The sequence below is a fragment of the Enterococcus lemanii genome, from assembly GCF_016909125.1.
Lineage (GTDB): Bacteria > Bacillota > Bacilli > Lactobacillales > Enterococcaceae > Enterococcus_I > Enterococcus_I lemanii.
On the sequence record NZ_JAFBFD010000018.1, the window covers coordinates 39,775 to 52,485 of the forward strand.

General features: G+C 36.8%; 12 protein-coding genes and 1 pseudogene. 5 read left to right on the forward strand and 8 right to left on the reverse strand.

Annotation, left to right across the window (positions count from 1 at the left end; translation table 11 throughout):
- Nucleotides 1-82: 82 nt before the first annotated feature.
- The 4 genes from JOD14_RS06570 to JOD14_RS06585 all read right to left on the reverse strand — a co-directional run bounded on the left by JOD14_RS06570 (nucleotide 83) and on the right by JOD14_RS06585 (nucleotide 3,110).
- Complete coding sequence (locus JOD14_RS06570; RefSeq protein ID WP_379962458.1) at nucleotides 83-919, reverse strand: alpha/beta hydrolase; 837 nt, start codon at nucleotides 917-919, stop codon at nucleotides 83-85.
- Nucleotides 906-1,793 carry a hypothetical protein gene (locus tag JOD14_RS06575; protein ID WP_204654043.1) on the reverse strand — a complete coding sequence of 296 codons (888 nt, stop codon included), beginning with the start codon at nucleotides 1,791-1,793 and terminating at the stop codon, nucleotides 906-908. The genes JOD14_RS06570 and JOD14_RS06575 overlap by 14 nt, the downstream gene beginning before the upstream one ends.
- 105 nt (nucleotides 1,794-1,898) lie before the next feature.
- Complete coding sequence (locus JOD14_RS06580) at nucleotides 1,899-2,507, reverse strand: YczE/YyaS/YitT family protein (RefSeq protein ID WP_204654044.1); 609 nt, start codon at nucleotides 2,505-2,507, stop codon at nucleotides 1,899-1,901.
- 21 nt (nucleotides 2,508-2,528) lie between these two features.
- A complete protein-coding gene (locus JOD14_RS06585) occupies nucleotides 2,529-3,110 on the reverse strand; it encodes an NUDIX hydrolase (RefSeq protein WP_204654045.1) in 582 nt (193 codons plus the stop codon).
- A gap of 61 nt (nucleotides 3,111-3,171) precedes the next feature.
- On the opposite strand from JOD14_RS06585, the gene JOD14_RS06590 reads away from it, so the two are divergent.
- Nucleotides 3,172-4,242, forward strand: coding sequence for an endonuclease/exonuclease/phosphatase family protein (locus JOD14_RS06590; protein WP_204654046.1), 1,071 nt, complete (start codon nucleotides 3,172-3,174; stop codon nucleotides 4,240-4,242).
- Between the two features lie 14 nt (nucleotides 4,243-4,256).
- Nucleotides 4,257-4,901, forward strand: coding sequence for a DNA alkylation repair protein (locus JOD14_RS06595; RefSeq protein ID WP_204654047.1), 645 nt, complete (start codon nucleotides 4,257-4,259; stop codon nucleotides 4,899-4,901).
- Nucleotides 4,902-4,956: 55 nt separating this feature from the next.
- On the opposite strand, the gene JOD14_RS06600 is transcribed toward JOD14_RS06595, so the two are convergent.
- From JOD14_RS06600 to JOD14_RS06615, 4 genes and pseudogenes are all read right to left on the reverse strand, one after another.
- Nucleotides 4,957-6,276, reverse strand: coding sequence for an alpha-L-fucosidase (locus JOD14_RS06600; protein ID WP_204654048.1), 1,320 nt, complete (start codon nucleotides 6,274-6,276; stop codon nucleotides 4,957-4,959).
- A 165-nt stretch (nucleotides 6,277-6,441) separates the two neighbouring features.
- Nucleotides 6,442-6,783 (reverse strand): zinc ribbon domain-containing protein YjdM, encoded by a 342-nt coding sequence (locus JOD14_RS06605; RefSeq protein WP_204654049.1) that lies wholly within the window; start codon nucleotides 6,781-6,783, stop codon nucleotides 6,442-6,444.
- 222 nt (nucleotides 6,784-7,005) lie between these two features.
- Nucleotides 7,006-8,121, reverse strand: a complete 1,116-nt coding sequence (locus JOD14_RS06610; RefSeq protein WP_204654050.1) for an RNA-guided endonuclease InsQ/TnpB family protein — start codon at nucleotides 8,119-8,121, stop codon at nucleotides 7,006-7,008.
- A gap of 442 nt (nucleotides 8,122-8,563) precedes the next feature.
- Nucleotides 8,564-8,935, reverse strand: a pseudogene (locus JOD14_RS06615) (DUF998 domain-containing protein); the annotation flags it as partial.
- 542 nt (nucleotides 8,936-9,477) lie between these two features.
- On the opposite strand from JOD14_RS06615, the gene JOD14_RS06620 reads away from it, so the two are divergent.
- The 3 genes from JOD14_RS06620 to tnpA form a co-directional block, all read left to right on the forward strand.
- Nucleotides 9,478-11,553: a methyl-accepting chemotaxis protein gene (locus tag JOD14_RS06620; RefSeq protein ID WP_204654052.1), complete on the forward strand. Its 2,076-nt coding sequence runs from the start codon at nucleotides 9,478-9,480 to the stop codon at nucleotides 11,551-11,553.
- Between the two features lie 193 nt (nucleotides 11,554-11,746).
- Complete coding sequence (locus JOD14_RS06625; RefSeq protein ID WP_204654053.1) at nucleotides 11,747-12,277, forward strand: pentapeptide repeat-containing protein; 531 nt, start codon at nucleotides 11,747-11,749, stop codon at nucleotides 12,275-12,277.
- Nucleotides 12,278-12,369: 92 nt separating this feature from the next.
- A partial coding sequence (gene tnpA, locus JOD14_RS06630; protein ID WP_204654054.1) for an IS200/IS605 family transposase occupies nucleotides 12,370-12,711 on the forward strand: 342 nt, incomplete at its 3' end.

Sequence of the window (12,711 nt, forward strand, 5' to 3'; positions counted from 1 at the left end):
CGATGGCGAATTTAACCATCGTTTGGGTATTTTTATTAATCAGTAGACATTAAGCAATAGTTTAATGGCGGGCGGATGCCTTTTATTGACTAAAGCCAAATTCTAAAAATTCACCAAAATGATCGGCCCAGTATTTTTCGTAATGCGTTTCATCGGCTAATATCCTTAACCAAAGTTGTTCTTGTGCAGCACCTGTTTTTAAGAGGGTTTGATAGTACCATAAACTGCTATCAATATATTTTTGATCCATATTGCCGGCCATAAAACTTTCGTCGGTTTCATTTCCTTCTTTTGTGCCTACTTGAATATACACTTTGGTTGTTGGATTGATTTTTTGATGTTGAATATAATGCAAGAAAGCTTCTTCTTGGACCCAAGATGCTAAAGAAAAGACGCCTAAAACACCAAAAACATCGGGATAAGCCGCTCCCATGTACGCAGTGATTAGCCCACCTAAAGAACTTCCCGCTAAAAAAGTTTGATCAGCTGCTTGTTTTGTTCGATAGTGGGCATCAATAAAGGGTTTGACTTCTTCGACTACCCACTTACCATATTTTTTACCTAAACCACCTAAATGACGAGACGCTATATTTTCCAAATGAGGAAATGGCCAAGGCGTGTATTCATCTAAACGATTTTCACCGTCATTGTCAATGGCTACAATAATTAGTTCTGGCAGATTTGGGTTAAATTTTAAATGCGGAATCACTTTCCACGAGTACCCCGAATACGATTCTCTTGAATGGATGACATTTTGGCCATCGTGCATATAGACTACGGGATACGTCTTCGTAGTGTTCTCTTCATAATTTACCGGAAGTAATACGCGAACACGACGGGGTTGTTGGGTATAAGGCACCATTAAATGATGGGTTTTTAAAGCCAAATAAGGGCCGTGGTATCTTCTAGGCGATGGAATCTCCTCCTTTATTTTTTTCTTGATTTTGCACCATTAATTGTTGCAGCTCTAACCAAACTTGGGCTATTTTTTCTTCCTCTAGTTGCATAAATTGAGCAAAGAGAGTTTTTGTTTCAGGTAAATATTCTTTTTTAGCGACTGATTTTGGCTGGAGTTGTTGAACAAAGTGATTTTTGAATGTTTCAAAATTTTGGATGGCTTGTTTTTTCGTCCCTTTTTGAAACGCTTTATCAATTGCACGAATATCTTGGATGATTGCTAAATAATCGGCCACAAAAATCGGCATATCCACTTCAAAAAAGGCCCAAACGCGTTGAGTTAAAACTAAATTAACGGGAACTGGGTGAACTAAACGTTCGTTTTTGTGCAGTGCAATGAGGTATTTTTGCCATAAGTCTTGTGGAAAGAAATAGCGACGATCTTTTAACCAAAGAATCTCATCAAGAGCTAAATCAACTTGGTTTAAGCCTTTTTTTATTTCACTCGCAACCGCTGGCGTTACCCCTAAGTGATCCGTAAAATGGGTAATCCCTAAATGAATTTTCTCATTGGTTGTTTTTGACTTTAGTACAAATTGATATTTAACGGGTTTGCCACATTGACAGTACAAGTGGTATTTTTTTAATTTTTGATTATAATTTTCATCAACATTCAGTGTGTGAAAGTCCCACTCTTCTGCTTTTAAATATTGTTTTTCTAAAAAGAATGAGCCCATTTTATATTTTTTATGCTTTTCAATCAATTCACGCTGAGGCTTAGTTAGGCGTTGGTAGATTTCTTGCCGATTTTTTACCGTTAAGGTTTTTCGCCCTTCAATCGGATAGGGACGCAAACCTTCTAGTATTGGTTTTGGTCGATGTTTGCTTTGTTCCATGTTACTTCACCTTTGTTTTCTTTTTTATGGCACTTGTGCTGAATCTAACCTAGCATAACACAAATAAAAAAAATAACCCATTAAACAAAATGGGCCGTTTGTTGCTTAGGTTAGATAGCGTTGAATTGGTTGAACAAGGCGCTGGATGAAAAATTGAATCAAAGTCCCCATTAGTAATATCGCTAAAACGGGTCCAATTGAAAGTTGTGCCCCTAGTAAAATCCCGGCAATCGCAAACGTCAAATCACAACCAATTCGAACCGTTCGAACCGATAATTTTAATTGATGGATAAGGGTAAACGTGACTGCTTCATAAGCACCCCGACCAAAATCGGCCAAAGCATAAAAGGCAACACCAAAAGACAATAAGACAATCCCAACTAAAAAAAAGGCCAAACGCAGCGGCCAATTCGATGCTTCAATCGGTAATTTTACAAGTAAATCTGTCGTTAATGCAATCACAACCGGATTTAAAAGACTACCAACTGAAAGCTCTTTACGTTGAAAAAAGAAAACAATAAATAACATAATCCCACTGACGAGTAAATTGGCTTGTCCGACTGTTAATGATAGTTGCTTGGAGACACCAATCCAAAACATCGTTAATGGATCATTGCCTAGTTGCGAGAGCATCGTCAAATAAATGCCAATTCCCATAATAAAAGAACCTATAACGACAATCAATCCGCGTTTAAAATAATGTTTATTTGTCATTTTTCCTCCTAAATGATGTTATCAGTTATTTTTTTCAAAATAACTAGCAAGTTTTTGATTTAATTTTGTATAAATTCGCGTTTGGAACCACGGCTCACTCGATGCTGCGACTGCTTGATCACGGAAAAACCAAGCGACTTGGCTGTTTTCATCTGGCTTGATCGTTAAAGGCTCTTCTTCACTGGCTTCAATTAAATAAGTCACATTCAAATGCAAATGTGAAGAAAGATAGACACCCTTTTTCTCATGTCCATCAACAGTCAAAATTTCTAAAGAAAAAATTTCGTTTAAAATCGGTTGCAGTTTTGTTAAGCCGCTTTCCTCTGTTACTTCTTTTAAAGCAACGGCAAGTAAATCCGCTTGCCCGTCCGCGTGTCCGCCAAGCCACGACCAAGAATCATACAAATTATGATAAGCCATTAAGACTTTTTGATGATCTGCGTTAACTACCCAAGCAGAAGCCGTCAAATGAGCCAGAGAATTTTCACGTGTTAATAAATTTTCGAGTCCTTTTTCTTTTATTAACGCAAGAAGTGTTTTTTTGTCTTGTACCTCTTGTTCGTTAAATGGCTGATAATTTTTTATTTGCTCACTTAAATTCATCTGAATGCTCCTTCGTTTTTCGCTGTGTTATACTAAACTTATTATAACTGGAGGTGTTTCAATGAAGCAAGGTCTACGCTACACAATCATTTTTCTTTTCTTGTTCATTCTTGTTCTGGCTACTTATCTCGTTTATTTACTTGTCGATTATAAGCGGCTCCCTGACAAACAGGAGTTGGCCATTGTTAATCAAAAGACAAGTCTAACTTCACCAAAACAGACCTATCAAGTTACAAGTTTTAATATTGGTTACGCAGCTTATCCAGCTGACTATACTTTTTTTATGGATGGTGGGAAATACTCGCGGGCTTACAGCCAAGAAAATGTCTTAGATAATTTAAGTGGAATCGCTAATACGCTAGAAACCCTTCATTCCGATGCTTTTTTACTTCAAGAAGTCGATACTTGGGCACATCGCTCTTATAAAATAAATGAAGTCGCTTATTTAAGCGATGCCTTACCAACTTATCATTATACCTTTGGACAAAATTACGACTCTAGTTATTTATTTTACCCAATTACACGTCCGATTGGTCGCTCGCAATCGGGTCTCTTCACGCTCAGTTTGTTTCCGCTTGAAAAAAGCACCCGGTTTTCTTTGCCTATCGAAACCAATTTTAATAAATACTTTGATTTAGATCGGGCGTTTACTGTGACACAAACTACTTTTGATCATCATCCAATTACTTTAATCAACGTGCACTTATCTGCTTTTACAAAAGATACGAGTGTGCTAGATGCCCAGATCAAAAAATTAGCCGCACTCATGACCAGTGAATACGAAGCAGGGCGCAGTGTCATCGTTGGCGGCGATTTTAATCATGATTTGCTTGGTAATAGTCCCGCCATTTTTGAAACGAGCGATACAATTCAAACTTGGACGCAACCTTTTCCAGAAAACTTATTGCCGGATCATTTTTCCATTGCTAAAACAGGGCTAGTTGAAGCAAAAATTCCAAGCGTGCGAGAAAACGGTGTTCCCTATGACCAAAAAACAAGCTTTGTTTCACTAATCGATGGCTTTCTTGTTTCAGATAACATTGAAGTGCAGCAAGTCGTCGTTTCTGATTTAGAATTTGCAAATTCTGATCATAATCCGGTTACGTTGAAATTTACTTTTAAAAGCGAATAAAGGAGAAAGCGCTGATGGATATTTTTGAAACTTTTTTTAACCAAGCAAATACTGAAAAATCGGGCCAAATGGCTGCTTACATGCGGAACCAATTTCCTTTTTTAGGTATTCCAACGCCTAAACGACGAGAAATTAGCAAAAATTATTTTAAACAAAATGAAGTAAAACAGATTGATTGGGCTTTTATTGAGACTTGTTGGCAAAAAGAAGAACGAGAGTTTCAATATTTAGCGATTGATTATCTACTATACTATCGCCAATTATTAGATAAAAAAGATTTACCTAAAATACAAAAACTGATTACTGAAAAAGCTTGGTGGGATAGCGTGGATGCTTTAAATGCCATTGTGCGTGTGCTGGTTTTGGCTTTCCCTGAGTTAAAAACGACCATGCTTGAGTGGAGTACTGCCGAAAATTTTTGGTTAAGACGCGTCGCCATTTTACACCAGTTGCTCTTAAAAGAACGAATGGATACAACTTTATTGCATCAAATTTTAAGTAATAATCTCAACCAGACCGAGTTTTTTATCAATAAAGCGATTGGTTGGAGCTTAAGAGATTATAGTAAAACCAATCCGGCTTGGGTTACCGATTTTATTCAAGAAAATAAGCCACAACTAAGTGCACTAAGTATTCGTGAGGGACGCAAGTATCTTTAACAAAAAAAGAAATCGCTAGACTTTCAAATTGTCTAACGATCTCTTTTTTATTCACTTAATCAAAAAGTTCAATTTTAATTACCGTATCAATCGCATTAGGAAGTGGATACGTATAGTGAGAAACGCCGCCAAATTCTAAATACGTAACATCATCAAACGCTTTTGTCGTCCAACTATTTGAAATTTTTATTTCACTACCATCACTCAGTAAGGACGCCCGTTTTATTTTATCTTTTTTCAAACCAACCATTGCTAGCGGTCCAATGGGTTGTTCAAAAACATGGGCATACAAAATATTGGCGTTTTGGGTATAGTAACCCCATTCTGGTTTTGGTAAGTCGTTTGCTTTTCCACAACCTGTAATCGACTCATCGTGGTCATTCATCCACTGCTCAAAATCATTTAAAATAGCGAAACTTTCTTGATTTATTCTCCCTTTAGCATCTGGCCCAATGTTTAAAAGCATATTGCCATTTTTACTAACGCATTCAACCAATTTGCGAATTAACGTCTTACTTGACTTGTAATCTTTATCCATTGGATTATATCCCCAATTATTATTCATGGTAATACATAATTCCCAAGGGATTGGCTGCCCCGCTTGGTTTTTAATGCCTTCTGGGGGTAAAAGTTGTTCTGGACTAAAGAAGTCACCCGAATAGTTACTTGGTTGCGCTGAAACGATACTACCAAAAGCTTCACCTGATGTTTCTAAACGATTGTCAATGACGACATCCGGTTGGTGTTTACGAACCATCGCCATTAATTTTTCGGCCTGCCATTTCTCCCCAGTCATTTCGTCATAAGAAAAATCAAACCATAAAATATCGAGTTTACCATAATTTGTCACTAACTCTTCAACTTGCTTATGCATAAAGTCGAGATAATTATCAAAATCAATCGTTTCATTTTGATAAGTCGCTACTCCTCGCATGGGATGATGCCAGTCATTGTACTTCGGGTAATCGGGATGATGCCAATCAATTAAGCTAAAATACAAACCAACTTTCAACTCTTCTTCTCGTAACGCTTCGACATATTCAGCAACTAAATCACGCTTAATAGCGGTATTCGTTGACTTAAAATCGGTATATTGACTATCAAACAAACAAAAGCCATCATGATGTTTTGCCGTCAAAACAACATATTTCATCCCCGCTTTTTTCGCCGCTTTTGCCCATTTTTTCGGATCATATTCCGTTGGGTTAAACGCTTCAAAATACTGATTGTACTCCTCATTCGTCATTTTTTCATAAGTTTTAACCCATTCTCCACGACCTGGAATCGCATACAATCCCCAGTGAATAAATAACCCAAAACGATCTTGACGAAACCACTTTGTTCTTTCCATTATTTTTTCATACGAATTCAACATTTTTACCCTCTTTTGCTTTCTTTTATTTAAACTTCTCATTTATTTTATAACAACGACGACAGAAACGAAAGCGTGACCTTGAATTCTCCAGCCATTCAAAAAGAACCGAAATGATTGCTGAAAAAGACTTCTGCAATCATTTCGGTTTTTTCTTGATTTATTTCCTTAAATCTTTTTCACAAATTCTGATTTTAGTTTCATTGGACCAAAACCATCAATTCGACAATCGATATTGTGATCGCCTTCAACTAGACGAATATTTTTCACTGTCGTTCCTTGTTTTAGAGCCGACTGTGCCCCTTTAACTTTTAAATCCTTCACAATTGTAATCGTATCCCCATCACTTAAAAGATTACCATTCACATCTTTTACGATTAAACCCGTTTCTTCCACAGCTGCTTCTTCGCCGGCCGTCCATTCATGGCCACATTCTGGACAAACAAGTAACCCACGATCCTCATAAGTATAAGTTGATTGACATTCTGGACAATTTGGTAAATTCGACATGTATTTTTCTCCTTTCTTCTTAACGGGGAATCAGTCAACGACCCACCACTTAACGTAACCGTTTGAAGTGGGGGGCTTGTGTCTGTCTAAATTCGACAGGGTTTCTGCCCTTACAGATAACCATTACACTTATTCCTACCCAGTAGTGCGAACGGTTGTTTAGACCTCCTACCTTCGTATGGTGGAATATAAGGACGGTTGACTTCGCCCCTACCACAAGAGTTATACTCTTGTGGTAACAACACCGATATGTTCAATTCCTTTGCGGTGTAAGTTCATCGCTGCAATACGGTCGTCATTTGATTCGTACTGGCAGTTCTTACACTTAAACAGGTGTCGTTTTTTATTGCGATTTGCTTTTTCAATATGTCCACATTTCGGACACGTTTGAGACGTGTATCTAGGATCGACCGCAATTACCTTTTGTCCGTTCAGTTTTGCTTTATATTCCAAACATTGACGGAATTGGTAGAACGCCCAGGAGACAGAAACATAGCGGTTTTTCACGCGTACTTTTTCAGTCGCCGAACGAACACCCGTTAAATCTTCTAAAACAAACAGCGTCCCTTTCGGGTATTTATCAACGAGTGCCTTTGTAATCTGATGGTTCACATCAGCGACATAACGGTTTTCTCTTGAACCGATTTGTTTTAATTTTTTACGAGCAGAAGGTGTTTGACGCAATTGTAATTGTTTACGAACGGCTTTAAATTGTCCGCGTTTATGTTTAACAACGTTACCATTGTAGAACGTGGTCTTTCCTTGACTGTCATACGTCGTCGCTAGAAAATTAATACCTAAATCAATACCAACAATATTCTTGACATCGGTGTCGTTCAGTTCTGGAAACTCTTTTGTCATCGGTATGTGCAAAAACCATTTTTGATATTTGTACACTAATTTCGCCGTGCCGAATTTCCACGTCCCATTAAAGTATTTTTTCATGGCGGTACGTTCGTAATTCAATTTAAGGCGACCCGCTAACGTGTTTACGCTAAATTGATTTTGCGTCAGAGAATAATCTCGATTCCAAACGAGGTCGTATTCAGGAAGCTTAAACACAATGAAAGACCAGTTGTGTCCGTTCGATTGCGCTGATTTATAACGCGCGATAACGGTTTTCATTACCGATTGTGCCATCTGGCTTTTCAGCTCAAATAGACGTCGCAAATCAGCGTAATAGCGCTTGTTTAAACTTGCTTGATTCAGGTCTTTTGTCTCAAAAATATGTTTCGACAGCCAATTGCACGCCTCACGGTAAGCGTCCGTTGTGGCCTTTAGATTTTCCGCTTGGAGACTCGAAACGTAAACTTGTATTTTTGCCGTAACGGTAGACATTCACCTCACCACCTTTCACTAATGTTATTATACTATATATATCCTAGTGAAATTAAATACTTTATGTTAGAAAAAGGCATTTCAGATACGTTCGTAGCTGACGACCATTCCTCACCCACTTATCGTTTGCACACGATTGAAGTGGGCGTATCCTTGTCGGGTTTAGATGAAGTAATAACTTGCGCTCCACCGTTTCTTTACTATCTAACTATAGCATGATTTTGTGAATCTTGCTACTTAGTAAAAATTTCGCCTTATTTTGGCATAAAATCGTCCTGTTTTTGATTTTTCAGATGGTTTAGCGCAAAAATTCCTACTGGTAAATAGTTAAAAAAATAGCTCAAACGTTGGAAGAAACCGTCAGCGTGAAACGGGGCAAATTGAAACATTGTAATCATACGCGAAACGAAATAAAAACCAATCACTAAGAAATTAATAAGCATTAACCAAAAATAGCGACGTGCCCATTTTTTATCTTCTTTTTTTCATAATAACGATAAATGAAATAGGGTAAAACCATAAAACCAGAAAAACCAATGGCAGAACCGATATTATGCATCCAAGAAGAAAAATTCCAAGTTGGTTGTTGTGTGTCTAAACGAAAGATTCCTGAAAAAATTTCTTCCCCTAAAGCATAAGCGGCAATTAAACTGGCGACGATGCGCGCCAATTTGACCGATGTTTTACAAATCTCTTGATAGACAGCTGGAAGAGAGAATAAATAGAATGTTCCTGTAACAACTGACCAAACTAAAAAAGCTTGCTGAACAGGACTGCTCACATCTCCTAGTAAACTAATGACTGAGCGAAAAAGATTAAACTTTGGCTAAAAAACTCCTAAAACGTAAGGCATAAGAAAACCGCTAAGTACACCTGCTAGTAAAATGAAGAAGCCTTTCTCTTTTATTTTATTCATTTTCATACCCCACCATTCCTTTTAATTCGATTTTTCTTACGTTTATAATAGCATAAAACTCACTTTTTCTTAAAGTTGTAATCATTTGAGGATGTGCTGATTTTTTGCAGCAAATAGCTCTTGTATGTTTATTTTCGCTCAGTTCTTATATCAAAACTCCCCCCTAATTTTTTCTCTTAACCAGCAAACGTGCGTGCGAACTTACTCCATACGCAGCACTCCGCGAAAACAATTAAAAAAAACAGTCCCTCTCCCTTTGTATGTCACCCAACCCTTCGATTACGTATTTTCCATTAAAACTACAATTTTAATAAGCAAAATGTGAATCGCAATAAATCATTCCCGATAATTAAATTAAGATTTTTTCATTTTTATTGAATCTTTTTGACCTTCATCCGATAAGATAAGTATATCTCGTTATTTAATGAAAGGATGGCATTATGGCTACAAAAATACCTCAAAAAGAAAAAAGAAAAAAAGAGAGAAGTTTTGCACATACTGTTGGTTTTATTTTAATCATTAGTGCATTACTTCCAATTGTTACTTTATTATTTGCTTCGATTAACTCTTCAACAAAACTATTAATTGAACGAAATCAACTAACTCAAGAAACGGTCTCAAAGTCTGTCATCGAAGTAAAGCAGTCGATTTTTGAAGCGGCTGATCAAAAAATTAATGATTTAATTGCCTTGCCTGATATGCAAGATTCTTTTGATATGTACGAAATTGAGTACCTTGTTCAGTGGTCTAGTATTGGTGATACAAATACAACGCAAATTGTCTTTACAAAAGACGACGGTGAATTTGTTGCTTTGAATTCTCCAGGAGAAGACTATGACCCAACAACGCGTGAGTGGTATAAGATGGCCATGGAAAATAAGGAGACGATTATCCGGACAGAACCTTACTTAGCAGCAAGTGGGGCCGGTTATGTTAACACTTTTGCTAAAGCGTTCGAGAACAAGCAAGGCGAGTGGGGCGTTTTAATGGTTGATATTTCTTATCAAAACGTCACAAATATGCTTCGTCATTTATCCGTTGGGCGAACCGGTAATATTTACCTTACTTCTGATAAAGGAATCATTGTTAGTGCTTCAAACACAGAATTTATTGGAAAACAAATAGCCGATTTGTATCCAAGTTTTGCAAAAGTCCAAGCAAGTGACGCGATTAGTGGACGAATTGAAGTTAATGACGGAAAATTAAAACGTTTATTTTACGACAAATCTAGTCTCGATAGTAATCTTTGGATTTTAATAAACATCGATGAAAATGAATACAAAAAAGAAAGCCAATCCCTAATTGTAACTTCGCTAATTGTGTTGGTTATTATGATGGTTTTAGTTATCTTAGCGGCTCTTATCTTTGTCACAATGATTAAAGCAATCCTCTTCACGTTCATCGAAAAATTCGATAAAATCAGTGAAGGAAAATTAGAACATATTAAACGCCCTGAAAAGTCGAAAAAGACTCTGAAGAACCTGGTAGAATCTTATATTTACCCGGATCCAAATGGCTCAGAAATTCATCGCCTCATTGATAAATATAACCAAATGATTGATTCTGTCGGCGCTTTGATTTCACGAGTGAAAGGTGAAAGTGTGCATGTAGCAACGATGGCTGATTCACTTTTTGACTTATCAAAACAAACAAATACAGCCACTGAAGAAGTCGCTGAAACAATTAATGGCATTGCCGAAGTGACTGGAACACAAGCAAGTGAAACTGGGCAAAGTGTCGAACGTGTTCAAGAACTTTCAGATGTGATTAACCACTTACAATCAAATGTTGAAACAATGAATGAAAAATCACAAGAATCGATTGAAATCAACCAACAGAGTATGACAATCATGGATGAAGTCAGTCAAAATTGGCAAAATGAATTAGGCCAAATGGAACACTTAGTAACAGGTATGAATGGTATGAATACAAATATTCAAGATATTAATAAAATTATTAACGTAATTAATGATATATCTTACCAAACAAACCTACTCGCCTTAAATGCGTCAATTGAAGCGGCTCGTGCTGGTGAATCAGGAAAAGGTTTTGCAGTCGTAGCAGCTGAAATTCGTCAACTTGCCGAACAAAGTAAAACGTCAACTCAAGAAATTGAAGCGATTATCGCACGAATTCAAGGGCAATCGACTCAAATGGTACAACAAACGACTGATTCTTTAGCAGGTGGTGAAAAACAATCACGCCTTATTGAACGGGCTATTTCAGCTTCGGGCCAAGTTTTTAAACGTAGCAATGAGTTAATCGAAGGGGTCACAACGATCCAAGAGGCAACACAAGAAATTGTGACGATTCAACAAGTCGTTTTAGAAAATTTAGAAACTATTTCTGCTTCAACAGAGGAAAATGCAGCTGGAACACAAGAAGTTTCTGCCAACGCTGAAGAAGTGTTAGCAACAATGGAAGAATTTATTGGACACGTTGGCGAGTTAAGAACCATTTCAGATGGTTTACGTGAATTGACCAATCAATTTGAAGTTGAGGAAAGCTCTAACTAAATTAATTTAACTTCCCATGAAATCTACTTTTACGGATTTCATGGGTTTTTACTATCCTTCAACAAATCGACTTTTTTTCTCTTCCTTTACTCTATTTTCTTAACCCTTTTTTTGATAAACTCTATGAGATAAGGAGTGATCTTTTGAAGAAAAAACCATTAAAAAACCACTTTCTCCCAAAATACCTGATTTTTTGCCATTAAGAAAGTTTACAACGTTAATTGATGACGAAATTTATGCAAAATGCTTGATTGAACAACTCGACTGTCGCTCTTATGAGACGCGATTCATTGCATTTGAACAAACACAGCTAAATAAATGTACTTTGAGTAATTTGACGATGCGCAATTTTGAAGTTGCCGATACCATTTTTGATCATTGTGATTTCTCAAATACCGAAATGATTGGTGCTTCATTTCATCGTGTTTTATTTAAAAATTGTAAATTAATTGGCACAAACTTTGCCGAAAGCGTCTTTGTTGACTGCCAATTTGAAGCGTGTTTGGCTGATTTTTCAAGTTTTAGTTATGCTAGTTTTAAAGTGGCCGCACTCACTCAATCATCTTTTATTCAAAGTGATTTTTTTGAAATAAATTGGCAACACCTCACCTTAGAAAACTGTGATTTTACCGCAGCAAATTGGTTTAACTTAACTAGGCAGAAGTCGCCCATCCTCTATAGGTGGGTGATGAATGCTGTTCGGTATGAGGGTTATTGTGGATAACCCTCATACCGACATATACATATAAGACTGATTTTCTTTTTGTTTCGTTCTGTGTTACAATCAGTCTATATAAGAAATGAGTTGATAAAACAATGGAATTAGACACTAACAATCATTCAGTATTTCTTCTCTATTATCATCTTGTACTAGTAACTAAATACCGTAGACAAGTGATTGATGAGGAAATATCTGAATTTGCTAAAATAACTTTTGAACGAATCGCAGAGCCCTATCGTATCACGCTCGTTGAGTGGAATCACGAGAAAGACCATATTCATATTTTGTTCAAAGCACAACCAAAAACAGAATTGACAAAGTTTATCAATGCTTATAAAAGCGCTAGTTCCCGATTGATAAAACGAGACTTTCCAAGAGTAAAACAATCTCTTTGGAAAGAAATGTTTTGGTCTAAAAGTTTCTGTCTTTTGACGACT